The sequence below is a fragment of the Mycobacterium sp. genome (assembly GCF_039583805.1).
Lineage (GTDB): Bacteria > Actinomycetota > Actinomycetes > Mycobacteriales > Mycobacteriaceae > Mycobacterium.
Genome location: NZ_JAVKSH010000049.1, coordinates 1 through 24,684 on the forward strand (window position 1 = coordinate 1; position 24,684 = coordinate 24,684).

Here is a 24,684-nt window from a genome sequence, read left to right on the forward strand (position 1 = left end):
TTGGCCGCCACGGTCAGACCTCCCGCAGAAGGGTTCGCGTGGTTGAACGGCACCGTGTGGTCGATATCGCACTGGGTGGCCCGGCGATGACAACCCGGGAAGCGACACGTGAGGTCGCGGGCACGAATAGCGCGTTCCAGCGCGGCCGACGGCTGATACCGCAGCGCCTCGGCCGCGCTGGTCCGCGGATCCGCCGGCCGCAGTGAGGCTTCGGCGGCGAGCTCACGCACCTGTTCGGCGTCGATGACGCCGTAGCCGTCGAGGTAGCCAGGTCGGCTGCCCTCGCCGTGGACTGTCTCTTCGCTCGCCACCACCGTGATGACAACCTGCGCGCCGCCGCTGACGCGATCGGGGTCGGTGCCAGTGGCGCGTGCTGGGCAGTCCGGCTTGCCGCAGGCGCAGACCAGCCGCCGGCCCTCCGCCAGCACGGCCAGCGCGTCGGCGCGACGCTGGTCCAGGGTGCGCGGATCGTCGCGGCATACTTCGGCGGCCAGCGCCGAGAGCCTGCGGTCGAAAGCCGTCGCCGCGGCAGCGGCCACAGTTCCGTAGATTTCGGCCATTCCATTGCCGAGCGCGCTGATCCCGATTTCACGGTGGTCGCGTTCCCGCTGGCGGCGCTCGCGGGCGGCGTCGGGGTCGACGGCCCGCACCGTTGCGTCCACCGCGTTGATCACCCTCTGCCGCGACCAGCACTGCCACGACGTGAGCCGCGCGGCGATACCCCGATCCAGCTCGGCGGCGACTGCTTCGTCGACGACGAGGTCGGTGCGGCTGATGATCAGTTGCACTGTGCGCCAATCGGTATGGCCCTCGGCAAGCAGCGCGGCGACCTTCGGCAGGCGCGTGTCCAGTGCCTCGGCATCGGACACCACAAAACTGGCCGCCATCGGGGACAGGTTCATCGCCGCGGCCACCTCGGCGGCGGTCTGCTCATAACCGTCGATCTCGGCGTGGCCGTTCGTGGTGACGGAGTTTTGCGTCGCGGCTACCCGGTGCCGCAGCAGTGCGGCAACCGCCGCCAGCCGACGCGCCGCCAGCATCGACTCCGTTCGGTGAGCCGATTCGACCACGCCGACCAGCCCAGACGGATCCAACTCCCGCAGCGCGTCGGCATCGACCGCCTCAATATCGAACATACATTCGATAATACAGCGGACGGCCGACAGCAACAAGCCAAGGGCCCCTCACCTGCAAGACCCCCGCCCACCTACTGATCGCACAGGACCATCAGCAGCGCCCGCTTAAGGTTGAAAAGCCATATCCGGCCGGGTCAGCCCAGGGTCAGCCCAAGCCCAAGACCAACGACCCGAATGCATCGCCGATCGGCTCGCCCGCCGCCACGTCGGTGAAGAGGTTCTGTATCGCGTAGACGATGTCACCGATCACCGATTCGGGGAACCGAACGATGGCCTCGCCGACGCTTTGCGCACCGGCCGCAAACGTATTCTCGATTGTCGCCGGATCGCCGGTGAGGGCGGCTTCGAGGAGGTTGTATGTCGCAATTTGAGGCGGCATGATCAGGTCTCGCACGTCGACGACGAGCTGCGTCAGCAATCCGGGATCCGCCGGGATGGGTTGCCCGTCGAAGTTGACCAACGTCCAGCCCTCGGTGGGGTTGCCCTCGACTTCGACGACGCCGGCATTGGACAGGAAAGGATGCGACTCCGGGCTGAGCACCCCCTCGACGAAGCGGGGTAAAAAGATTGCCAGGTCGGGGTTTTTGACGTTCATCAGCGTCCAGGTGCTGATCGCCGCTTCGCCGGAGACCGCCACGTCGGTGACCTGACCGTTCGCGCTGACGACCGGGTTAGCCAGCGCGTCGGCGTACATCGTTTGAACGGCGGTGTTGAAGCTGTCCTCGAACACGACCCCGGTGAAGTCGAACGAGCCCGGCATCGGCACGAGGTCGACTCCGAACGCCCACGCCAGCAAGGTCAGGTCGTACAGGATGCCACCAGGGCCCGAATATGGGGTACCCGCGTAGATGCCGCCACCGATCTCGTTGAGCCCGGACAAGGTCTGCGGGGTCATCTGCTCGAGCCCGACGAACGGCGCTGCGGTTTCCTCCATCCTGACGTTCTGCCCGATGAAGATCCCGGCGACGCCGTCCGGGCCGCCGAGCTGATTGAACAGCTGCGTCCCGACCGTCTGCGCCTCTTCCTGGCCGAGATCACTGAGCGGAGATCCGGGAAGCAGGTTGCCGGCAACAACGCCTGTCGACACTGTCTTGCCGTGCCGGACGATGTCTAGGACGATGCTCTCCTCGCCGGCGGCGAGTCGGATGGTGGGCGCGTCGACCGCGGGTAGCGGTGTGATCACCGGGGTGACGGCGATGACGCCGGCGCCGGCGAGGGCAAGGCCGGCGCCGACGCAGCGGTTCGGCTTCCGGGGCACTGCACGTGAGGCGGATGGGTCGGGCATCGTTTTTGCCTTTCCAGGAGACCTGTCAGATGGCAGAGAGTGGGCAACAGCTAAGATTTTGCTTAGCTTAACATGTGTTCCGGGTAGGCGCCAGACTCCGGCGTTGACCTCGACGCCGCCAGACCGAACCCGAAGTGGGTCGCCGCGCGAAGCGGAAGTTACGGCGCCACCAGAATCTTGCAGTGCCGCTCCGGATCTGCCAGGCCGTCAAACGCCGCACCGACCCCGTCGAGACCGACCTCGCCGGTGATCATGGCGGAAACGTCGATATCGCCCTCGGCGATCGCGCGCAGCGAGTCGGCGAATTCCGTTGGGTCATAGGCCAGAACGAACTGCACGCTGATTTCCTTGGCGATGGCGAAGAACGGATGAACGGTGTCGGGCTGCATACACACCCCGGCAACCACCAGACGCGTGCCCGGCTGAACCCGGCGCATCGCGTCGTCGATGACTCCGGGCACCCCGACCGCCTCGAACACCACGGTCGCCGCGACGGTGTCGAAGGGTGATCCCTGGGCCGGGTCGACGGTCCGGTGCGCGCCCATCGTGGCGGCAAGTTCGCGTCGCTTCGGTGAAAAGTCAGAAGCCACAATGGTTTCCACACCGCGTAGTCGCAGCGCTGCGATGATCGCGATGCCGATCGGGCCACAACCGAGCACCAACGCGGTCTCACCGCGCCCGACGGCCGACTTGTTGACGGCGTGCAAACCGACGGCCATCGGCTCGGTCAGCGCAGCGTGGCGGGGGTCCAGTCCGGCCGGAATCGGCACCAGCAGCGGTGCCGAGAGCAGCATTCGCTCGGCATAGCCGCCGATTGTGTTGTTGGAGTAGACGATCGGCTCCATGCCCCGATCCGACAGCAACACCGGAATCGACGTCACAAGCGTGCCCGGGGCGGGAGTGTCGGTGCCGGGACCGGATTCCAGCACCTCCGCGCTGAATTCGTGTCCCATGAAGATGTCGCGGCTCAGGTCGACGCCCAGCGCGCGGCCCATCTGCTTGGTCAACGACAGCACCTGCGCACCGTGGGCTGCGAAATGCAGGTCGGAGCCGCAGATTCCACACGACCGTACGGCCACCAGAACCTGTCCCGGCCCGGGCACCGGGTCCGGCACGTCGTCGCGGTAGACCATGCGCCCGTCGCGCAGCACCGCCGCGCGCATCAGCGGCCGCACCCCCCACAGCCGGTGCGCGGTCGGTTCACGACAGCCGCAATCCGGACAGGAAATCCACCAGCGCCGCGTTCACCTCGTCGGCGCGCTCTTGCTGCAGCCAGTGCCCGGCGCCGTCGATCATCACCTCGCGGTAGGGACCGCTGACCACCTCGGCGACCCGGTCCCGGCGGGTGAACGCCAGCACCGGGTCGTCGGTACCGCCGATGAACAGCGTCGGCACGCCGATCGTGGCGGCCACCGGGTCGGCCATGATCTCCCAGTTGCGGTCCAGGTTGCGGTACCAGTTCAGTCCGCCGGTGAAACCGGTTCGGGTGAACTCGGCGATGTAGTGGTCGAGCTCGGGCTGGCTGATCCAATCCGGCAGGCCGTCCGGCTCCGGCAGCCGTTCGATGAAACCCTGCGGTCCCGGTCTGGCCATCTGCTGCCCCGCCTGGCCGCCGGCCCGCAGACCGCACATCATCCGCCGCATGGTCGTGGCCGGGTCCGCGTCGAGCTCGGCGTCGGCAACCCCGGGCTCCTGGAAATACAGCATGTAGAAGAAGGCCTCGCCGAAGATCTTGCGGAAGGCCTGCGTCGGCGGCACCTGAGCCCGCGGCACCGGCGGCACGCTCAGGTTCACCACCGCCGCCACCCGGTCGGGGTGCAGCTGCGCGGTCGCGCACACCGTGGGTGCGCCCCAGTCGTGGCCGACCAGCACGGCGCGTTCCGCGGCGACGTCGTCGAGCAGTCCGACCAGGTCGGCGGACAGGTCGGCGACGTTGTAGTCGGCGACGTCCGCGGGCCGGCTGGAGCGCCCGTAGCCGCGCTGGTCGGGCGCCAGGACGTGGTATCCGGCGGCGGCCAGCGCGGGAATCTGGCGGCGCCACGAATAGCCGAGCTCGGGGAAGCCGTGTGCCAGCACGACGACGGGTGCGCCGGGTTCGCCCGCCTCGACGGTGTGCAACCGCACGCCATTGGTTTCGATCATGCGATCGGTGGACTGCACCGTCTCACCAAAGCACACCCTGCCCCCGGCACGGGCCGTACCCCGCCCACGTCATCGCCGGGCGGTAGCCTGGACTATTCGAACCGCATGCACGGGGAAGGAACTGGCCGGCCACGGCCGATGATTGATGAACCGGAAAAACGTGATCCGCACGCTCACGGCGATCGCTGTGGTGCTGCTGCTGGGCTGGTCGTTCTTCTACTTCAGCGACGACGCGCGCGGCTACAAGCCCGTCGACACCTCGGTGGCGGTTGCCCAGATCAGAGGCGACAACGTCAAGAGCGCCCAGATCGACGACCGCGAGCAACAGCTGCGGTTGACCCTGAAAAGCCCCGACAGCGACACCGACGGGTCCGACAAAATCATCACCAAATACCCGACTGGATACGCCGTCCCGCTGTTCGATGCGCTGAGCAGCAAAAACGCGCAGGTCAGCACGGTAGTCAACCAGGGCAGCATCCTGGGGTCGCTGCTGATCTACGTGCTGCCGCTGCTGTTGCTGGTCGGCCTGTTCGCCATGTTCTCCCGCATGCAGGGTGGCGCCCGGATGGGCTTCGGGTTCGGCAAGTCGCGGGCGAAGATGCTCAACAAGGACATGCCCAAGACCACGTTCGCCGACGTCGCCGGCGTCGACGAGGCGGTCGAGGAGCTCTACGAGATCAAGGACTTCCTGCAGAACCCCGCCCGCTACCAGGCGCTGGGCGCCAAGATCCCTAAGGGTGTGCTGTTGTACGGCCCCCCCGGCACCGGCAAGACGCTGCTGGCCCGCGCCGTCGCCGGTGAGGCCGACGTGCCCTTTTTCACCATCTCGGGCTCGGACTTCGTCGAGATGTTCGTCGGCGTGGGCGCCTCACGGGTGCGCGACCTGTTCGAGCAGGCCAAGCAGAACAACCCGTGCATCATCTTCGTCGACGAGATCGACGCGGTCGGCCGTCAGCGCGGGGCCGGGCTGGGCGGTGGGCACGACGAGCGTGAGCAGACGCTGAACCAGTTGCTGGTGGAGATGGATGGTTTCGGCGACCGGCAGGGCGTCATCCTGATAGCCGCCACCAACCGGCCCGACATCCTGGACCCGGCGCTGCTGCGTCCGGGCCGCTTCGACCGGCAGATCCCGGTGTCCAACCCCGACCTGGCCGGTCGCCGCGCGGTGCTGCGGGTGCATTCCAAGGGCAAGCCCATCGCACCCGACGCCGACCTGGACGGGCTGGCGAAACGCACCGTCGGCATGACCGGCGCCGACCTCGCCAACGTCATCAACGAAGCCGCGTTGCTGACCGCCCGCGAGAACGGCACCGTCATCACCGGCGCCGCGCTCGAGGAGGCGGTGGACCGGGTGGTGGGCGGGCCGCGCCGCAAGGGCCGGATCATCAGCGAACTGGAGAAGAAGATCACCGCCTACCACGAGGGCGGTCACACGCTTGCGGCCTGGGCGATGCCCGACATCGAGCCGATCTACAAGGTGACCATCCTGGCGCGCGGGCGCACCGGCGGGCACGCGGTGTCGGTGCCCGAGGACGACAAGGGCCTGATGACCCGCTCGGAGATGATCGCGCGGCTGGTGTTCGCGATGGGTGGGCGCGCCGCCGAGGAACTGGTGTTCCGCGAGCCCACCACCGGCGCGGTCTCCGACATCGAGCAGGCCACCAAGATCGCGCGCTCGATGGTCACCGAATACGGGATGAGTTCCAAGCTGGGCGCGGTCAAGTACGGGACCGAACACGGTGACCCGTTTCTGGGCCGGACCATGGGCACCGCGCCGGATTATTCGCATGAGGTCGCCCGCGGCATCGACGACGAGATCCGCAAGCTGATCGAGGCTGCGCACACCGAGGCCTGGGAGGTCCTCACCGAATACCGCGACGTGCTCGATGCCCTGGCCGGCGAGCTGCTGGAAAAGGAGACGCTGCACCGGCCCGAGTTGGAGGCCATCTTCGCCGGCGTCGAAAAGCGGCCGCGGCTGACCATGTTCGACGACTTCGGCGGCCGCGTGCCGTCGGACAAGCCACCGATCAAGACACCCGGCGAGTTGGCCGTCGAGCGCGGCGAGCCCTGGCCCAGGCCGGAGCCCGAGCCTGCGTTCAAAGCTGCCATCGCTCGCGCGACTCACGAGGCCGCGCAGGCCGACGGGGATCGAACCACCAACGGCGCCAACGGTGCTCACGGTCTGCCGGCGGGCGAGGGCAGCCCGTCGGGCCAGCCCGACTACGGCGCGCCCGCCGGCTGGCGTGCGCCCGGTTGGCCGCCGCCGCAGCCGGGCTACTGGTACCCGCCGCCGGCGCCGGCCCAGTCGCCGCCGTACTGGCCGCATCCGCCGCAGGGCCACCCGTACCCGCCGTATCCGCAATCCGCTAAACCGGTACCGGAGACCGGCCAGTCCCCGGATCCGCAGGGCGGAGACCCGAGACGCTCCCACCCGCCGGCGCACGGCTGAGAAGACGGAGGCTTTGATGGCGCAGCCGAACTCCCGCACCGTGGCGCTGCACGCGGCGGTGTTCGACCAGGAGCGGGCCGAGGCCGCGGTCCGCGAGTTGCTGTACGCGATCGGGGAGGACCCGGATCGGCACGGTCTGGCGGACACGCCGGCGCGGGTCGCCCGTGCCTACCGCGAGGTGTTCTCCGGCCTCTACACCGACCCCGACAGCGTGCTGGACACCACCTTCGACGAACAGCATGACGAGTTGGTGCTGGTCAAAGGTATTCCGATGTACTCCACCTGCGAACACCACCTGGTTGCCTTTCACGGGCTGGCGCACGTGGGCTACATCCCCGGCCATGACGGCCGGGTGACCGGCCTGTCGAAGATCGCCCGCCTGGTCGACCTGTACGCCAAGCGGCCGCAGGTGCAGGAGCGTCTCACCGCGCAGATCGCCGACGCCCTGACGCGCAAACTCGACCCGCGAGGCGTCATCGTGGTGATCGAAGCCGAGCATCTGTGCATGTCGATGCGCGGTGTCCGCAAGCCCGGCGCCGTCACTACCACCTCGGCGGTCCGCGGGCTGTTCAAGACCAGCCAGGCATCTCGAGCCGAGGCGCTCGAACTCATCCTGCGCAAGTGAGCACGTCGTCCGTCCGGGTCATGGGGGTGGTGAACGTCACCGGCGACTCGTTCTCGGATGGCGGGCGCTACCTGGACACCGACCGGGCTGTCGAGCACGGCATGGCATTGGCGGCCGACGGCGCGGCGATCATCGATGTCGGGGGTGAGTCGACCCGGCCCGGCGCCGTGGGCGTCGACCCGCCGGTGGAGACCGCGCGCGTGGTACCTGTCGTCAAAGGACTTGTCGCACAGGGCATTACAGTCAGTATAGATACGATGCACGCGGCTGTGGCACGGGTGGCGCTGGACAACGGCGCGCAGATGGTCAACGACGTGTCCGGTGGGCGGGCCGATCCGGGCATGGCCCGGCTGGTGGTCGAGGCCGGTGTTCCGTGGGTGTTGATGCACTGGCGACCCGTCTGCGCCGGCGAGCCGCACCGGGTGCCGCACTATCGCGACGTGGTGGCCGAGGTGCGCGCCGAACTGCTGGCCGCGGTCGACGATGCGGTGCGCGCAGGCGTCGAACCGGCGAAGCTGATCATCGATCCCGGTCTGGGGTTCGCCAAGACCGCACACCACAATTGGGCGTTGCTGCACGCCCTGCCGGAGTTGGTCGCCACCGGCATCCCGGTCCTGGTGGGGGCGTCGCGCAAGCGGTTCCTCGGCGCGTTGCTGGCCGGGCCCGACGGCGCGCAGCGACCGCCCGGCGGACGCGAGACCGCCACCGCGGTGATCTCCGCGCTGGCCGCCCTGCACGGCGCCTGGGGTGTGCGGGTGCACGACGTGCGGGCCTCGGCCGACGCGCTCGAGGTCGTCGCGGCCTGGAGCCGGGGAGGGACCGGTGACTGACAGAATCGAGTTGCGCGGCTTGACAGTTCACGGCCGGCACGGGGTTTTCGAGCACGAGCGCGCAGACGGCCAGGAGTTCGTCGTCGATATCACCGTGTGGATCGACCTGGCCGCCGCAGCGGCCAGTGACGACTTGGCCGACACCTACGACTACGGCGTGCTGGCCCAGCGCGCGGCCGACATCGTCGCCGGCCCGGCCCGCAACCTGATCGAAGCCGTCGCCGGTGAGATCGCCGAGGACGTGATGAACGACGAGCGGGTACACGCCGTCGAGGTCACCGTGCACAAGCCGGCCGCGCCGATCCCGCAGGCCTTCGGCGACGTGGCGGTCGTGGCGCGACGGTCTCGCCGCGGCGGCCGCGGTGCGGCGATCCCGGCGGCGGGGGCGCCATGACCCGCGTAGTGCTGTCGCTCGGATCCAATCTGGGGGATCGGCTGGCCCGGCTGCAAGCGGTGCTCGACGAGCTGGGCGGCGCGGTGCGGGCGGTGTCCCCGGTCTACGAGACCGCGCCGTGGGGCGGGGTCGAGCAGGCGCCGTTCCTCAACGCGGTGCTCATCGCCGACGACCCGGCGCTCGACGGGCGCGGATGGTTGCACCGCGCCCAGCAGATGGAGCAGGCCGCCGATCGGGTGCGCGGCCGGCCCTGGGGTCCCCGCACGCTCGACGTGGACCTGATCAGCTGCTACCAGACGGGCGCGGCCGGCTCCGGCGGCACCGAACTGTTCGCGCGGGGCGACGGGCTGACCCTGCCGCATCCGCTGGCTCATCTGCGGGCCTTCGTCCTGGTACCGTGGCTGGCCGTCGACCCGGCGTCGGAGCTGACGGTGGCCGGCGAGCGGCGGCCGGTGGCCCGGCTGCTCGCCGAGCTGGATCCGGCCGACCGCGGCGGCGTGCGATTGACCGAGCTGGTCCTCAAAACCGCGGGCATGTGATGGGCCCGATCCGCAAACGTGACCTGACGGCCGCGGCGGTCGGCGCCGCGGTGGTCGGATACCTGCTGGTGGTGCTGCTGTATCGGTGGTTCCCGCCGATCACGGTGTGGACCGGCCTGTCGCTGCTCGCGGTCGCGCTCGCCGAGGCGGCGTGGGGCCGCCAGGTCCGGGCCAAGATCACCGACGGCGAGATCGGCGACGGGCCAGGCCGGCTGCATCCGCTCGTGGTGGCCCGCAGCCTCGTGGTGGCCAAGGCCTCGGCATGGGTCGGTGCGGTGGTGCTGGGCTGGTGGGTCGCCGTGCTGGTGTACCTGTTGCCGCGGCGGTCGTGGCTGCAGGTGGCCGGTGAAGACACCGCCGGCACGGTGGTGGCCGCCGTCAGCGCGCTGGCTCTGGCGGTTGCCGGGCTGTGGCTCCAACATTGCTGCAAGTCGCCGCCGGATCCGACCGAACACGCCGAGGGAGCCCACCCGTAGGACGGGCGAGAATCGCCGGAGTGCGGCGACACGCGCGTTGACCTCGGGCCGGTACAGTCGGGCCATGACCGATCTGTCCCGCGGCTCCCGGGCCCGGCGCGGCGGTCGCAGGCCGGGTTGGCCACTGTTGACGGCGTTGCTGGTGCTGGCGATCGGCGCCAGTTCCGCACTGGTTTTCACCAGCCGGGCGGAGCTTCTCAAGCTGGCGGTGATCCTGGCGCTGTGGGCCGCCGTCGTCGCCGCTTTCGTGTCGGTGATCTACCGCCGGCAAAGTGACGTGGATCAGGCCCGGGTACGTGACATGAAGCTGGTGTACGACCTGCAGCTGGACCGGGAAATCTCGGCCCGTCGTGAGTACGAGCTGACCGTGGAATCCCAGCTGCGCCGCGAGCTGGCGTCGGAGCTGCGCGCCCAGGCCGCCGACGAGGTGGCCGCGTTGCGCGCCGAGCTGTCCGCGCTGCGCACCAATCTGGAGATCCTGTTCGGCACCGAGCTGGCCCAGCGGCCGGAGTTGGAAACCGAGCGCCGGGCGGTGCGCGGTTACAGCGACTGGGATCGCGGCGACGAGAGCCCCCGCGACCGGGTCGCCGCGGCGCGGGCCGACGAGCTGTCCGAGCCTGCCGACGACAGGTCGATCATCGACGTGCCCGAGGAGCCGCTGTCGCCACCGGCCGATATCTACCGGGCCGGGTATGCCGACCAGGCCCCGTATCGTCAGCCGCCGTCGTTCGGGACCGGCGAGGCGTTTCCCGGCTCGCACCGGCGTCAGGCCGGCTGGGCAGGGCAGGACCGGGCAGGACAGGACCGGGCAGGACCGGGCTGGGCAGGGCCGGACCGGGCAGGGCCTCCGCCTCCCCAACCGGCGTGGTCGGAGCCTGCGGAGCAGGCTCCGGGGACCGGCTGGCAGCCGGCCGGCTCCGACGAACAGTGGCGTGCACCCGAGATGCCGGGCGGTCCCGTCGAGCCCACGCTGGCTGCGCCGCCGTCCGCGGAGCGAAGTGGCCGCCACGCCAGCTTCGCCGAGCAGGGGCCGGGCGAGTCCGGCGCCGCCCGCGGCCCGCGGGCGGGCAGGCCCGGTCGGCGCGCGCGGGCCCGCGACGGTTCGGACTCGGGCACCACGGCGCAACCGGCGATGTCGCCGCCGCCCCCGGCCGAGGCCCGGCATGGCGGCGCCGAGCCGGAACCGGCCGGCGCGCACACGGAGGGCCATTCGGTGGCCGAACTGTTGGCACGCCTGCAGGCCACCCCATCCGCAGGTGGCCGGCGCCGACGCCCCGAGGCGTAGGCACAACCGGTTCGTGCGCGCGACTGCCGCCGGAGTACAGTCGTGGCGACCGTCCGGTACCCGCGCCGCGGGACTGGAACGAATCCGGGACATCTGCGAGGTCGTCTGCGATGGTGCAGTTCGACGGACTGCGCCCGGCCCGGCTCAAGGTGGGCATCATCTCCGCCGGCCGGGTCGGAGCCGCGTTGGGTGTGGCGCTGGAACGCGTGGACCACGTCGTGGTGGCATGCAGCGCCGTTTCCGGGGCATCCCGGCGACGTGCCGAGCGGCGGCTGCCCGACACACCGGTTGCGCCTATCCCCGACGTCGCGGCCAGCGCCGAGTTGCTGCTGCTGGCGGTGCCCGACACCGAGCTCGCCGGGCTGGTGAGCGGGTTGGCCGCCACGGCCGCGGTGCGGCCCGGGACCATCGTGGCGCACACGTCCGGCGCCAACGGTACCGGCGTGCTGGCGCCGCTCGCGGACTGCATCCCGCTGGCCATTCACCCCGCCATGACGTTCACCGGCTCCGACGAGGACATCGCCCGGCTGCCGCAGGCCTGCTTCGGGATCACCGCCGCCGACGACGTCGGCTACGCGATCGCGCAGTCGCTGGTCCTGGAGATCGGCGGTGAGCCGTTCCGGGTCCGCGACGATGTGCGCACGCTGTACCACGCCGCGTTGGCCCACGCCGGCAACCACATCGTCACGATGCTCGGCGACGCGCTGGACGCGTTGCGGGCCGCGTTGTCGGGCCAGGAGCTGCTCGGGCAACAACTGGTCGACGACGCCCCCGGCGGCCTCGCCGAACGGGTGCTGGGGCCGCTGGCCCGGGCGGCGCTGGAGAACACCCTGCAGCGCGGGCAGGGCGCGCTCACCGGGCCGGTGGCGCGCGGTGACGCGGATGCGATCGCCGGGCACCTGAGCGCGCTGGCGGCCGTCGACCCGAAACTGGCCGAGGCGTATCGGCTCAATGCCCTGCGAACGGCGCAGCGCGCGCATGCGGCCGCCGGCGTCTTCGAGGTGCTGGCGCGGTGACGGTCAACCCGCCGCCGAGGTTCTCCTCGGGTGAACTCAACGTGTACGCGACGCCCGGCGAGGTGGCCGCGGTCAGCCGCGCGCTGCGCCACACCGGTCGGCGGGTGATGCTGGTGCCGACCATGGGCGCGCTGCACGAGGGCCACCTGGCCTTGGTCCGCGCGGCCGGCCGGGTCCCGGGCTCGGTCGTGGTGGTGTCGATCTTCGTCAACCCGCTGCAGTTCGGTCCCGGTGAGGACCTCGACGTCTATCCGCGCCCGATCGAGGACGACCTGGCGTTGCTGCGCGACGCCGAGGTGGAGGTGGCGTTCACCCCGGGCGTCGCGGCGATGTATCCCGACGGCCCGCGGACCGCGGTGCGTCCCGGCCCCCTGGGCGCCGAGTTGGAGGGCGCCGCCCGCCCCGACCATTTCGCTGGCATGCTGACCGTCGTGCTGAAGTTGCTGCAGATCGTGCGCCCCGATCGGGTGTTCTTCGGCGAGAAGGACTATCAGCAGTTGGTTCTGGTCCGTCAGATGGTCGCCGACCTCGACGTGGACGTACGGGTGGTGGGGGTGCCGATCGTGCGGGAAGCCGACGGGCTGGCGATGTCGTCGCGTAACCGGTATCTGGACACGGGCCAGCGGGAACTGGCCGGCACCCTGGCGGCGGCGCTGCTGGCCGGCAGGAACGCCGCGCCGGCCGGCGCTGACGCCGCGGTAGCCGCAGCTCAGGCTGTCCTGACCGCGGCGCCCGCTATCGACGTCGACTACCTGCAGGTGCGCGACCCCGCGCTGGGCCCCGCCCCGGTCGACGGTCCCGGCCGGCTGCTGGTCGCCGCGCGGCTTGGCAGCACCAGAATTCTGGACAACATCGCCATCGAGATCGGGGCACCCGTCGGCCTCAATGGACTCGAGCCCGCCGGATGTCTCGAAACACCCTGGAGGAACTGATGTTACGGACCATGTTGAAATCCAAGATCCATCGGGCAACCGTCACCCAGGCGGATCTGCACTACGTCGGATCGGTGACCATCGACGCCGATCTGATGGATGCCGCGGACCTTCTCGAGGGCGAGCAGGTGACCGTCGTCGACATCGACAACGGCTCCCGGCTGGTCACCTACGCGATCACCGGCGAGCGGGGCAGCGGCGTGATCGGGATCAACGGCGCCGCAGCGCATCTGGTCCATCCCGGCGACCTGGTGATCCTGATCGCCTACGCGACGATGGACGACGCCGAGGCGCGCCGCTACCAGCCGCGTATCGTGTTCGTCGACTCCGACAACCGGCCGATCGACCTCGGGCATGATCCGGCATTCGTGCCGGGCCTGGACATTCCTGAAGCCGCCGAGCTGATTTCGCCGCGGTAGCAGTGCTGCTCGCGATCGACGTCCGCAACACGCACACCGTCGTGGGGCTGCTCTCCGGGTCCGGGGAGCACGCGAAGGTTGTGCAGCAGTGGCGGATTCGCACCGAATCCGAGGTCACCGCAGACGAGCTGGCGCTCACCATCGACGGGCTGATCGGGGACGACTCCGAGCGACTCACCGGTGTCGCGGCGCTGTCCACCGTTCCGTCGGTGTTGCACGAGGTGCGGATCATGCTCGGCCAATACTGGCCTGCGGCGCCGCGCCTGGTGATCGAGCCCGGGGTGCGCACCGGAATGCCGCTGCTGGTGGACAATCCGAAGGAAGTCGGCGCTGATCGAATTGTCAACTGCCTCGCGGCTTTTCACAAGTTCAAGACGCCCGCTATCGTGATCGACTTCGGTTCGTCGATCTGCGTGGACGTGGTGTCGGCACGCGGTGAGTTTCTCGGCGGAGCGATCGCGCCCGGGCTGCAGGTCTCCTCCGACGCTGCGGCGGCGCGCTCGGCCGCGTTGCGACGCGTCGAGCTGGCCCGGCCCCGCTCGGTGGTCGGCAAGAACACCGTGGAATGCATGCAGGCCGGTGCCGTTTTCGGGTTCGCGGGGCTGGTCGACGGATTGGTGCAGCGCATCCGCGACAGCGTGGACGGCTGCGGCGGCGACGACGTCACGGTGGTCGCCACCGGGCACACCGCGCCGCTGCTGCTGGCGGAACTGCACAGCGTCGAGCATTACGACCAGCACCTGACCCTGCACGGCCTGCGGCTGGTCTTCGAGCGCAACCAGGACAGCCAGCGCGGCCGGCTCAAGACGGCCCGCTGACATGCGGCGCGGTCGCTGGCGGCGCAACCGCCGGCAGGGCGTGGGACACGCAGGTTCGACGTCGTTCCTTTAAGCTTGCACGCCGTGAGCGCCACCGGCCGGGAACCTCCGCAGGACGGTCCTGATGACCTCCCCGAGCAGTTCCGGATCCGCCGCGACAAGCGCGCTCGGTTGTTGGCGCAGGGCCGCGATCCCTACCCGGTCGCGGTGGGACGCACCCACACGCTCGCGCAGATCCGGGCCGCCTACCCAAACCTGCCGGCCGATTCGGCAACGGGCGACGTCGTCGGTGTCGCCGGCCGGGTGATCTTCGTCCGCAACTCGGGCAAACTGTGCTTCGCCACGCTGCAGGACGGCGACGGCACCCAGTTGCAGGTGATGATCAGCCTCGCGGGTGTGGGCCCGGACGAGCTGGATGCGTGGAAAGCCGACGTGGACATCGGCGACATCGTGTGCGTGCACGGCGAGGTGATCAGCTCGCGCCGCGGCGAGCTGTCCGTGCTCGGCGATTCGTGGCGCATGGCGTCGAAGGCGTTGCGGCCGCTGCCCGTCGCGCACCGGGAAATGAGCGACGAGTCGCGGGTGCGGCAACGTTACGTCGACCTGATCGTCCGCCCGCAGGCCCGCACCGTTGCCCGACAACGGATCGCCGTGATGCGCGCGATACGGACCGCATTGGAGCAGCGCGGTTTTGTCGAGGTCGAAACCCCGATGTTGCAGACGTTGGCCGGCGGGGCCGCGGCCCGGCCGTTCGTCACGCACTCCAATGCTCTCGACATCGACCTCTACCTGCGGATCGCACCGGAACTGTTCCTGAAGCGCTGCGTTGTGGGTGGGTTTGACAAGGTCTTCGAACTTAATCGGGTGTTCCGAAACGAGGGCGCGGACGCCACTCATTCCCCGGAATTTTCGATGCTGGAGACCTACCAGGCCTACGGAACCTATGACGATTCGGCGGTTGTGACCCGCGAACTTATTCAGCAGGTGGCTGACGAGGCGATCGGCACCCGACAACTCCCGCTGCCCGATGGCAGCGTCTACGACATCGACGGAGAATGGGTTTCGATATCGATGTATCCGTCCCTATCCGACGCGCTCGGCGAGGAGATCACCCCCGACACCACGGTCGGCCACCTGCGCAGCATCGCCGCGGCGCGCGGCGTGGAGGTTCCCGAGGACCGCGGGTACGGGCACGGCAAGCTGGTCGAGGAGCTGTGGGAGCAGCTGGTCGGCTCGGCCCTGACCACGCCCACCTTTGTCCGGGATTTTCCGGTGGACACCACGCCCCTGACTCGTGAGCACCGCAGCATTGCGGGTGTCACCGAGAAGTGGGATCTGTACCTGCGCGGCATTGAGCTGGCCACCGGGTACTCGGAATTGGTCGATCCCGTGGTGCAGCGGGAGCGGTTTGCGGCCCAGGCCCGCGCGGCGGCCGCCGGCGACGACGAGGCGATGGCGCTCGACGAGGATTTTTTGGCCGCCCTGGAACACGCCATGCCGCCCTGTACCGGAACGGGAATGGGTGTCGACCGGCTGTTGATGGCGCTGACCGGCCTGCCAATTAGGGAGACAGTTTTGTTTCCGATTGTTCGGCCGCCCACCACCTGAACTACGATGCCGGAACTACGATGCCTGAACTACGGTGTGTGATCCGGTATTGAACAACGCGCCGTGTTATGGCAGATTGATGCCGGGGATTGACTGAAACTCACACGGTTTGCTTGGCAGGCACACTGTGAACAGAATGAAGCTGGGTGAACAGAACGAACCCGGGTGAACAGAACGAAGCTGAGTGCACAGAACGAACCCGGGTGAACAGAACGAACCTGAAGGGTGAGCTAATGGCGAAGAAAGTGACCGTCACCTTGGTCGACGATTTCGACGGCGAGGGTCCCGGCGACGAAACCGTCGAATTTGGTCTCGACGGCGTGGCCTATGAGATTGACCTGTCGACCAAGAATGCCAACAAACTGCGGGCCGACCTGAAGAAATGGGTGGACGCCGGGCGTCGGGTCGGCGGCCGGCGTCGTGGCCGTTCCGGCGGCCGCGGGCGCGGGACCATCGACCGTGAGCAGAGCGCGGCGATCCGCGAGTGGGCCCGCCGCAACGGGCACAACGTGTCGAGCCGCGGACGCATCCCGGCCAGCGTCATCGACGCGTTCCACGCTGCGACCTGACACCGCGCTCTTTCGCTGGTGGCGAACCGATCGCCGCTCGGCGCGGGAAACGTTTCGGCGATATCTCGCGTTGCCTAGTAACGGCTGCGTTGTACGCGGGGATCTGACTGACCACACGGTCAGAACCCCGCCCGGCCGCCCTTGACGCGTCTGCCCATTACAGTGGACGGCAGATGCGCGGTTCCGGCCCCGACGGACCGGGATGGGCTGTATCGAATGGTGAGGGAGAGCAGGTAAGCGCCGATGTTCGAAAGATTTACCGACCGTGCCCGCAGGGTGGTCGTCCTGGCCCAGGAAGAGGCCCGGATGCTCAACCACAACTACATCGGCACCGAGCACATTCTGCTGGGACTGATCCACGAAGGCGAAGGCGTCGCCGCCAAGTCGCTCGAGTCGCTGGGAATCTCCCTGGAGGGTGTCCGCAGCCAGGTCGAGGAGATCATCGGCCAGGGCCAGCAGGCGCCGTCGGGGCACATCCCGTTCACCCCCCGGGCCAAGAAGGTGCTCGAGCTTTCGCTGCGGGAGGCGCTGCAGCTGGGCCACAACTACATCGGCACCGAGCACATCCTGCTCGGCCTGATCCGCGAGGGCGAGGGTGTGGCCGCCCAGGTTCTGGTCAAGTTGGGCGCCGAGCTGACCCGGGTGCGCCAGCAGGTCATCCAGCTGCTCTCCGGCTACCAGGGCAAGGAAGCCGCCGAAGCCGGCACGGGGGGCCGCGGCGGCGAGTCCGGCAGCCCGTCGACGTCGCTGGTGCTCGACCAGTTCGGCCGCAACCTGACCGCGGCCGCGATGGAGGGCAAGCTGGACCCGGTCATCGGCCGCGAGAAGGAAATCGAGCGGGTCATGCAGGTGCTGTCCCGGCGCACCAAGAACAACCCGGTGCTGATCGGCGAGCCCGGCGTGGGCAAGACCGCGGTCGTCGAGGGCCTGGCGCAGGCGATCGTGCACGGCCAGGTGCCCGAGACGCTGAAGGACAAGCAGCTCTACACACTGGACCTGGGTTCGTTGGTGGCGGGCAGCCGCTACCGCGGTGACTTCGAGGAACGCCTGAAGAAGGTGCTCAAGGAGATCAACACCCGCGGCGACATCATCTTGTTCATCGACGAGCTGCACACGCTGGTGGGCGCCGGGGCCGCCGAGGGCGCGATCGACGCCGCGTCGATCCTCAAACCGAAGCTGGCCCGCGGCGAGCTGCAGACGATCGGCGCCACCACCCTCGACGAGTACCGCAAGTACATCGAGAAGGACGCCGCCCTGGAGCGCCGCTTCCAGCCAGTGCAGGTCGGCGAGCCGACGGTGGAGCACACCATCGAGATCCTCAAGGGTCTGCGGGACCGCTACGAGGCACACCACCGGGTGTCGATCACCGACGGCGCGGTGGTGGCCGCGGCCACCCTGGCCGACCGCTACATCAACGACCGGTTCCTGCCCGACAAGGCGATCGACCTGATCGACGAGGCGGGAGCGCGGATGCGGATCCGCCGGATGACCGCGCCACCGGACCTGCGCGAGTTCGACGAGAAGATCGCCGACGCCCGTCGGGAGAAGGAGTCGGCGATCGACGCGCAGGACTTCGAGAAGGCGGCCAGCCTACGCGACCGCGAGAAGCAACTCGTCGCGCAGCGCGCAGAGCGCGAAAAGCAGTGGCGATCCGGCGATCTCGATGTGGTCGCGGAGGTGGACGACAACGAGATCGCCGAGGTGCTGGGCAACTGGACCGGCATCCCGGTAGTCAAGCTCACCGAGGCCGAGACCACCCGGCTGCTGCGCATGGAGGACGAGGTCCACAAGCGGATCATCGGGCAAGAGGATGCTGTTCGGGCTGTTTCTAAGGCGATCCGCCGGACCCGAGCCGGGCTGAAGGACCCCAAGCGCCCGTCCGGGTCGTTCATCTTCGCCGGCCCGTCCGGTGTCGGAAAGACCGAGCTGTCCAAGGCGCTGGCCGAGTTCCTGTTCGGCGACGATGACGCGCTCATCCAGATCGACATGGGCGAGTTCCACGACCGGTTCACCGCGTCGCGACTGTTCGGTGCCCCGCCCGGGTATGTGGGCTACGAGGAGGGCGGCCAGCTCACCGAGAAGGTGCGGCGCAAGCCGTTCTCGGTGGTGCTGTTCGACGAGATCGAGAAGGCGCATCAGGAGATCTACAACAGTTTGTTGCAGGTCCTCGAGGACGGCCGGCTCACCGACGGGCAGGGCCGGACGGTGGACTTCAAGAACACGGTGCTGATCTTCACCTCCAACCTGGGCACGGCCGACATCTCAAAGGCGGTCGGCCTGGGCTTCACTCAGGGTGGCGGCGAGAACAACTACGAGCGGATGAAGCAGAAGGTCAACGACGAGCTGAAGAAGCACTTCCGCCCGGAGTTCCTCAACCGCATCGACGAAGTCATCGTCTTCCACCAGCTGACCCGCGAGGAGATCATCCGGATGGTCGAGTTGATGATCAGCCGGGTGCAAAAGCAGCTCAAGGGCAAGGACATGGTCTTGGAGTTGACTGGCAAGGCCAAGGCGCTGCTGGCCAAGCGTGGCTTCGACCCGGTGCTGGGCGCCCGTCCGCTGCGCCGCACCATCCAGCGGGAGATCGAGGACGCCTTGAGCGAGAAGATCCTCTTCGAGGAGGTAGGACCGGGCCAGATCGTCACGGTCGACGTGGACAACTGGGACGGCGAAGGCGCCGGCGAGGATGCGGTGTTCACCTTCACCGGCACCCGTAAGCCGGCCGAGCCGGATCTGGCCGAGGCCGGCGCGCACGGCGTGTAGCAACCCGCGCCGAAAGTGCACCTGCCGACGCGCTCACTCGTGATCTGCGCCGGCAGGTGCACTTTCGCGGCGTGCCGTCTCAATCCTTGCGGCGGCGCAGCAACACGAAATTGGTGATCGCGAGCAACAGAGCCACAACCGCGACGGCGGCTGCCGCGAGGGCCGGCCACAGCGGCGTGTTGTCTTGCACTGTTTCGGTGGTTGTGAAGATGTCGATATCGGAGGCTCCCGAGACCAGCTTCAGCACAGGAGCGGGGTGCCCGGGCGCGGGCGGACCGGCGAACGGGTCGTCGTTCCAGTTCACCGTGCGACCGTCACTGTAAGACTGCTCGGCCGGCAGGACCAGCGAATCTCTGTTCGGCAGGGGACCGGCGGAGATGCGGAACAACTCGAACTGGTTGGGCGGGATCGCCGCCTGCGGGGTGTCGGCCTTCCAGTCGACCTGCGAGACGTAGTCGTTGTGGACGGTGCCGTTGTAGTCGGTTTGCGGTGTGGGCAGGGGCCGCTTGATCAGGATCGCCGTCCAGCCGGGCTTCGGCTGGATTTCCACCAGATAGATTGGCGCGGTGTCGGGCAGAAACACCCGCAGTTCGGTGGTCGCCGCGGCATCCGACTCGGAGGGGACACTGAAAGTCAAGACACCGTAACCGCCTTGACGCGCGTTGGTCCCGGAGACCTTGACATGCGCCAAGGTGGGCGGCGCGAAGCCAACGGCGGCGACCGCAGTCAACGCGGTGATCAGACCGGTACGCAGAACATTTCTCACCTGAGGACGTCCTTTCGGGTTGAGCGGCAGGTAGCCCACACGCGGATGCTGTCGGCTCCGTGAACCGCCGGCTTCCGATGCTAGCGGTGCGCGGACATCAGTCCGAAGACCTGTTTGACGATCTGCAGCATCCAGCCCGTTACGTGTGGCCCATGGTCGCGGGGCCAGTTCAGCTGAAAACTGACCGCCCACGGCGCACCCGTCCGGTCGACGGCATACCAGCTGAACGTCAGGTCGCCCGGCAGCCCGCCGGCCTTCGCACCGATATATGGCCACTCACGGTGGTCCACGTCGACGCCCGGCACCGCAGCCAGGATCTGCCTGACCGGCGCGGCTGCACCCACAGCGGCGGCCTGCAGCGCCGCGTGCACCCGGCAGATGTCCTCAGCGCTGCCATACCATTCCGCGCCGTAACTGGAGGCCGGAGTGTGGGCACGCGTCGGATCCGGTTGGTAGGCATGGGAATTGGCCTGCTGCAGCAGCCGGGCTCGGGCTTGCGGGGTGGCGTGATTCCACTGCTCGCGCAGGTCCGGCTCGCCCCAGGCCACCGAGAACAGCTCGTACATGGTCGGGAACGGTGTCATGGCGGCCGGATCGTGATGACCGGTTGCGACGAGCGCCTGTTCGACGGCGTGGGTGCCGACCTTGCCGATCAGCAGGTCTGTGGCCATGTTGTCACTGGTCGCGATCATCTTTTCGGCGGCGGTGCGCACCGAGATATGCGCTCCGACGGGCAGATCCATTCCCGAGCCGACGGCCTTGCCCCTGTCGGTGACGGTCAGCTGGTCGTCCCAGGACAGGGTTGCGGCCCGGACCGCGTCGGCCACCGCATAGAGCACGTAAAGCTTGAAGATCGAGGCCAGCGGCAGCGACAGCGAGGTGTTGGTTCCCGCCACCGGGTCGCAGCGGTCGCCGTCGATCCTGGCGACTTGCCAGGAGTAGCGGGCTCCGGTCGCCCCCAGCGTGGCATCGATGTCGCGCCAGGCGGAGATCTTCGGTGTCCGGGTGGTGACGTCGAACCGGTCCACCAGGGTCTCGTCGTCGGTGTGGATCCGGACGTCCTGGCGGGCGCCGTAGGATGTGGTGAGCTCCAGTGTGGCTGAGCCGGCGCTGATGTCGACCCCGTGCAGCGTGAAGGGGCGGTCCCACCACAGCTCCTCCATGGTCGTGTCGACCTGCCGCACCAGGTCGGGGGCAGCCAGCGTGCCCACCCCGACCGGGCCTATCGGCCAGTCCGAGTTGAGCATGTCGAAGGTCTGTTGCGCGCGCAGGCCGGGCGGAGTCCGGGTGTCGATCCGTATGCCGGACGCCGCCGCCTTCGCTGGCGGGTCGGGGGGCGAGCCGCATCCCGGAGCCAGGGCGACGACCAGCACCGTGGCGGCCACCAGTGCCGCCGCGCGCTGCCGCCGAGGGCTCTGGCTACGCCGTCGAGCCGGTGCCCGCAACGTCCAACACGACCTCGAATTCCAGCAGCGACGCGCCGGTCGCGACCGGGTTGGCCCGCTGGCCGGCGTGGGCCTCGATCGCGGGCCCGGCCGCCCACGCACGGAAGGCTTCTTCGGACTCCCACTGAGTCACCACGAAATAACGGTCTTCACCCTTGACCGGGCGAAGCAGCTGGAAGCCGAGGAAGCCGGGCGAGTTCTCGACCGCGTGCGCGCGATGGGCGAACCGCTTCTCCAGCTCGGGGCCGGCATCCGCCGGCACCTCGATTGCGTTGATCTTCACCACTGGCATGCCGTCAGGCTACCGTGCGGGACGTGCCGATCGATCTGCTCACCCCTCGGGGCGGCCGAGGCCGGCCGGTGGTGCTGCTGCACGGACTGATGGGGCGGGGCAGCACCTGGTCGCGTCAGCTGCCATGGCTGACCCGGTTGGGCACCGTCTACACCTACGACGCGCCCTGGCACCGGGGCCGCGACGTGGCCGACCCGCACCCGATCAGCACGCAGCGCTTCGTGGCCGACCTGGGTGACGCGGTCGCCGGCCTGGGGACACCAGCCCGGCTGGTCGGGCATTCGATGGGTGCGCTGCACGGATGGTGCCTCGCCGCGGAACGGCCCGAGTTGGTCGCGGCGCTGGTCGTGGAGGACATGGCGCCGGATTTCCGCGGCCGCACCACCGGTCCGTGGGAACCCTGGGCTCATCAACTACCGGTCGAATTCGACTCTGCCGAAAAGATATTCGGCACGTTCGGCGAGGTTGCCGGCCAGTACTTCCTGGAGGCTTTCGACCGGACGCCGACGGGTTGGCGGCTGCACGGCCACACCGAGCGGTGGGTCGAGATCGCGGCCGAATGGGGCACCCGCGACTACTGGCCGCAGTGGCGGGCGGTGCGGGCACCTGCGTTGCTCATCGAGGCCGGAAACTCGGTGACGCCGCCGGGCCAGATGCGACGCATGAACGACATCGGTTGGCGCACAGAGTACGTGCATGTCCCGGATGCCGGACACCTGATCCACGACGAAGCACCGCAGGTTTACCGCAACACGGTGGAATCGTTCTTGACGACGTCCTGATCCTGCTCGCCGGCCAGCGCGAAGCGGCCGTCGCGGGTGCGGGCCACCAAACCGTCGGCGAGCAGCGATTCCAAAGCCCGGTCGCGCTGCCCGGCATCCGTGCGCCACGCCACGTCCAGTTCGGCCCGGGTGACCGGTAAGTCATTGCCCCGCAACACATCCAACAGCAGTCCGCGTACCTGCCGATCGGTTCCGGCAAACCGCGCGGCGGGGCGTGCGGGACCCTGCGGGGGAGGATAGCCGGCGCGCCGCCATGCGCATCCGGGCAGCGGGCACACTGGGCACCGCGGCTTCCGGGCAACGCACACCGTGGCGCCCAGTTCCATCAGCGCCGCCGAAAAACGATGCGCTGTAGCGTCTTCCGGCAGCAACGCAGCTACGTCGGCGTGGTCGCGGATTGCCGACGGGGTACCGGCATCGGCGCGGCCGTGGACGACACGGGCCACCACCCGTCGCACGTTGGTGTCCACCACCGGCACCGGCTGACGGTAGGCGAAGCACGCCACCGCCCGCGCGGTGTAGCTCCCCACCCCGGGCAGCGTGAGCAGCGTCTCGACGTCGTCGGGGACCGCGTCGCCGTGATCGCGGGCGATCACCGTGGCACACTCATGCAGCCGCTTGGCCCGCCGGGGGTACCCCAGCTTGCCCCAGGCGCGCAGCACGTCGGCCGTGGTCGCGGCCGCCGTCGCCGACGCCGTCGGCCACCGCCGCACCCACTCCGTCCAGACCGGCAGCACGCGGGCCACCGGAGTCTGCTGCAGCATGAACTCGCTGACCAGGATCTGCCACGCGCTGACGTCGGGATTCCGCCACGGCAGATCGCGCCGCTCCCGGTCATACCAGCCGATGAGCTCGGCCGTGGAGACGCTCATCGCTGGGTGCGGCACAATGTCAGCCATGCCCGACACCGATCCGCTGAGCGCGTGGAAAGCACTCAAAGAGGGTAACGAGCGCTTCGTCGCCGGAAAGCCCGAGCATCCCAGTCAGGACGTCGAGCACCGCGCCAGCATTGCCGATGCGCAGCAGCCGACGGCCGTGGTGTTCGGCTGTGCGGACAGTCGGGTGGCCGCCGAGATCATCTTCGACCAGGGGCTGGGCGACATGTTCGTGGTGCGCACCGCCGGGCATGTCATCGACTCGGCGGTGCTGGGCTCGATCGAGTACGCGGTCGCGGTGCTCGACGTGCCGCTGATCGTGGTGCTGGGCCATGACAGCTGCGGTGCGGTCAAGGCGACGCTTGCGGCGCTCGACGACGGTGTGCTGCCGGGAGGCTACGTGCGCGACGTGGTCGAGCGGGTGACGCCGTCGATTCTGCTCGGCCGTGGCGAGGGCCTGACCCGGGTCGACGAGTTCGAGGCCCGCCACGTGGCCGAAACCGGCGCGCAGCTGCTGGCCCGCTCGGCGGTCATCGCCGAGCGGGTTGCCGCGGGCACCCTGGCGATCGTGGGGGTCACCTACCACCTGACCGACGGCCGGGTGATGCTGCGCGAGCATGTCGGTCAGATCGGCGAGCCCGTCTGACCTCACGCTCGAATCGACCGACACCGGACGGCCCGGCGGCTAGGCTTCACAGACGCACTGTTCCCGCCGGGAGGGACACCTCGGTGATCTCAGCCGCTTCACCGTCAGCGCCGGGCGTTCGCCACGTCGCAGAAATGACACCAGACGACCTGGAACTCCAGCGTTACCTGCTCGATCTGGCACTGCAACCGCTGGACCGCTTCGACGGTTTCGTCCACATCGAGCAGTACCTGCTGTCGGCCCTGCGCTATCAGCTCAACTACCTGTGCTACGCGTTGGCGCTGGCGCAGTACACCTGCGCCCCCGCATTCACCGGCTATCTCGCCGAGGCGCAGGCCAACACCATCGAGAAAATGCGCGACAAGCGGGTGTGGGGTTACTGGTCCCACGAATGCCTGGTCGGATACCAGCGCTGGAATCCCGACCCGATCGTCTTCGCGAACGTGATGTACACCGGCTTCCTCGGGGTGATGCTCGGCCTCTACGAGACGCTGAACGACCAGCGGTTCTCGCAACCCGGTGCCTTCACCTTGCGCTGGAGCGACGACACCGAATACCGCTACGACTTCTCGTCGATCTGCGAAGCCATCGT

24 protein-coding genes and 1 pseudogene are annotated in these 24,684 nt (G+C 68.9%); 17 read left to right on the plus strand and 8 right to left on the minus strand.

From position 1 onward, the window contains the following. From ABDW21_RS08570 to ABDW21_RS08585, 4 genes are all read right to left on the minus strand, one after another. The coding region (locus ABDW21_RS08570) for a DUF222 domain-containing protein (RefSeq protein WP_343710311.1) at positions 1–1,136 on the minus strand (1,136 nt) is incomplete at its 3' end. Positions 1,137–1,281: 145 nt separating this feature from the next. Continuing rightward, positions 1,282–2,394 (minus strand): phosphoglycerate mutase family protein, encoded by a 1,113-nt coding sequence (locus tag ABDW21_RS08575; protein ID WP_343601874.1) that lies wholly within the window; start codon positions 2,392–2,394, stop codon positions 1,282–1,284. A gap of 185 nt (positions 2,395–2,579) precedes the next feature. Further along, the gene (locus tag ABDW21_RS08580) at positions 2,580–3,584 is read right to left on the minus strand and encodes a zinc-binding dehydrogenase (protein ID WP_343710312.1); all 1,005 of its coding nucleotides are present in this window, start codon (positions 3,582–3,584) and stop codon (positions 2,580–2,582) included. Between the two features lie 37 nt (positions 3,585–3,621). Next, a complete protein-coding gene (locus ABDW21_RS08585; protein WP_343601870.1) occupies positions 3,622–4,563 on the minus strand; it encodes an alpha/beta hydrolase in 942 nt (313 codons plus the stop codon). Positions 4,564–4,708: 145 nt separating this feature from the next. Between ABDW21_RS08585 and ftsH the strand changes: the two genes are divergently transcribed. From ftsH to clpC1, 14 genes are all read left to right on the plus strand, one after another. Further along, positions 4,709–7,012 (plus strand): ATP-dependent zinc metalloprotease FtsH, encoded by a 2,304-nt coding sequence (gene ftsH, locus ABDW21_RS08590; RefSeq protein ID WP_343601868.1) that lies wholly within the window; start codon positions 4,709–4,711, stop codon positions 7,010–7,012. A 16-nt stretch (positions 7,013–7,028) separates the two neighbouring features. After that, a complete protein-coding gene (gene folE, locus ABDW21_RS08595) occupies positions 7,029–7,637 on the plus strand; it encodes a GTP cyclohydrolase I FolE (RefSeq protein ID WP_343601866.1) in 609 nt (202 codons plus the stop codon). Further along, positions 7,634–8,467 carry a dihydropteroate synthase gene (folP, locus tag ABDW21_RS08600; RefSeq protein WP_343710313.1) on the plus strand — a complete coding sequence of 278 codons (834 nt, stop codon included), beginning with the start codon at positions 7,634–7,636 and terminating at the stop codon, positions 8,465–8,467. The genes folE and folP overlap by 4 nt, the downstream gene beginning before the upstream one ends. Next, positions 8,460–8,861, plus strand: a complete 402-nt coding sequence (folB, locus tag ABDW21_RS08605) for a dihydroneopterin aldolase (RefSeq protein WP_343601863.1) — start codon at positions 8,460–8,462, stop codon at positions 8,859–8,861. The genes folP and folB overlap by 8 nt, the downstream gene beginning before the upstream one ends. Further along, positions 8,858–9,400 carry a 2-amino-4-hydroxy-6-hydroxymethyldihydropteridine diphosphokinase gene (gene folK / locus ABDW21_RS08610; RefSeq protein ID WP_343710314.1) on the plus strand — a complete coding sequence of 181 codons (543 nt, stop codon included), beginning with the start codon at positions 8,858–8,860 and terminating at the stop codon, positions 9,398–9,400. Before folB ends, folK begins: the two co-directional genes overlap by 4 nt. Beyond that, the gene (locus tag ABDW21_RS08615; RefSeq protein WP_343601879.1) at positions 9,400–9,876 is read left to right on the plus strand and encodes a DUF3180 domain-containing protein; all 477 of its coding nucleotides are present in this window, start codon (positions 9,400–9,402) and stop codon (positions 9,874–9,876) included. Before folK ends, ABDW21_RS08615 begins: the two co-directional genes overlap by 1 nt. Before the next feature lie 64 nt (positions 9,877–9,940). Beyond that, on the plus strand, positions 9,941–11,161 hold the full coding sequence (locus tag ABDW21_RS08620) for a DUF6779 domain-containing protein (protein WP_343710315.1): 1,221 nt from the start codon (positions 9,941–9,943) through the stop codon (positions 11,159–11,161). Positions 11,162–11,271: 110 nt separating this feature from the next. Next, the gene (locus tag ABDW21_RS08625; protein WP_343601860.1) at positions 11,272–12,177 is read left to right on the plus strand and encodes a DUF2520 domain-containing protein; all 906 of its coding nucleotides are present in this window, start codon (positions 11,272–11,274) and stop codon (positions 12,175–12,177) included. Further along, entirely contained in the window at positions 12,174–13,109 is a 936-nt protein-coding gene (gene panC / locus ABDW21_RS08630; RefSeq protein WP_343601858.1) for a pantoate--beta-alanine ligase, read from the plus strand. The genes ABDW21_RS08625 and panC overlap by 4 nt, the downstream gene beginning before the upstream one ends. Further along, positions 13,109–13,528: an aspartate 1-decarboxylase gene (gene panD / locus ABDW21_RS08635; RefSeq protein WP_343601857.1), complete on the plus strand. Its 420-nt coding sequence runs from the start codon at positions 13,109–13,111 to the stop codon at positions 13,526–13,528. Before panC ends, panD begins: the two co-directional genes overlap by 1 nt. A 2-nt stretch (positions 13,529–13,530) precedes the next feature. Then, the gene (locus ABDW21_RS08640) at positions 13,531–14,346 is read left to right on the plus strand and encodes a type III pantothenate kinase (protein WP_343601856.1); all 816 of its coding nucleotides are present in this window, start codon (positions 13,531–13,533) and stop codon (positions 14,344–14,346) included. An 84-nt stretch (positions 14,347–14,430) separates the two neighbouring features. Continuing rightward, on the plus strand, positions 14,431–15,954 hold the full coding sequence (lysS, locus tag ABDW21_RS08645) for a lysine--tRNA ligase (protein ID WP_343601855.1): 1,524 nt from the start codon (positions 14,431–14,433) through the stop codon (positions 15,952–15,954). A gap of 233 nt (positions 15,955–16,187) precedes the next feature. After that, positions 16,188–16,523 (plus strand): histone-like nucleoid-structuring protein Lsr2, encoded by a 336-nt coding sequence (gene lsr2, locus ABDW21_RS08650; RefSeq protein WP_343601877.1) that lies wholly within the window; start codon positions 16,188–16,190, stop codon positions 16,521–16,523. A 243-nt stretch (positions 16,524–16,766) separates the two neighbouring features. Then, entirely contained in the window at positions 16,767–19,286 is a 2,520-nt protein-coding gene (gene clpC1 / locus ABDW21_RS08655; RefSeq protein WP_343710316.1) for an ATP-dependent protease ATP-binding subunit ClpC, read from the plus strand. Positions 19,287–19,365: 79 nt separating this feature from the next. On the opposite strand, the gene ABDW21_RS08660 is transcribed toward clpC1, so the two are convergent. Genes ABDW21_RS08660 through mhuD form a run of 3 tightly spaced genes read right to left on the minus strand, consistent with a single transcriptional unit; the run spans position 19,366 to position 21,789 of the window. Then, positions 19,366–20,091 carry a YcnI family protein gene (locus ABDW21_RS08660; RefSeq protein WP_343602893.1) on the minus strand — a complete coding sequence of 242 codons (726 nt, stop codon included), beginning with the start codon at positions 20,089–20,091 and terminating at the stop codon, positions 19,366–19,368. A gap of 41 nt (positions 20,092–20,132) precedes the next feature. Then, the gene (locus tag ABDW21_RS08665; RefSeq protein WP_343602894.1) at positions 20,133–21,497 is read right to left on the minus strand and encodes a serine hydrolase; all 1,365 of its coding nucleotides are present in this window, start codon (positions 21,495–21,497) and stop codon (positions 20,133–20,135) included. After that, positions 21,472–21,789, minus strand: coding sequence for a mycobilin-forming heme oxygenase MhuD (gene mhuD, locus ABDW21_RS08670; protein WP_343602895.1), 318 nt, complete (start codon positions 21,787–21,789; stop codon positions 21,472–21,474). The genes ABDW21_RS08665 and mhuD overlap by 26 nt, the downstream gene beginning before the upstream one ends. Before the next feature lie 14 nt (positions 21,790–21,803). On the opposite strand from mhuD, the gene ABDW21_RS08675 reads away from it, so the two are divergent. Next, positions 21,804–22,571, plus strand: coding sequence for an alpha/beta hydrolase (locus ABDW21_RS08675; protein ID WP_343602896.1), 768 nt, complete (start codon positions 21,804–21,806; stop codon positions 22,569–22,571). Here the strand turns inward: ABDW21_RS08675 and ABDW21_RS08680 are convergent. Continuing rightward, a complete protein-coding gene (locus ABDW21_RS08680; protein WP_343602897.1) occupies positions 22,532–23,470 on the minus strand; it encodes an A/G-specific adenine glycosylase in 939 nt (312 codons plus the stop codon). The genes ABDW21_RS08675 and ABDW21_RS08680 overlap by 40 nt on opposite strands. On the opposite strand from ABDW21_RS08680, the gene ABDW21_RS08685 reads away from it, so the two are divergent. Both ABDW21_RS08685 and ABDW21_RS08690 read left to right on the plus strand, forming a co-directional pair. Further along, complete coding sequence (locus ABDW21_RS08685; RefSeq protein WP_343602898.1) at positions 23,469–24,092, plus strand: carbonic anhydrase; 624 nt, start codon at positions 23,469–23,471, stop codon at positions 24,090–24,092. The two genes, ABDW21_RS08680 and ABDW21_RS08685, sit on opposite strands and share 2 nt — an antisense overlap. 134 nt (positions 24,093–24,226) lie before the next feature. After that, positions 24,227–24,684 (plus strand): annotated as a pseudogene (locus ABDW21_RS08690) (hypothetical protein); the annotation flags it as partial.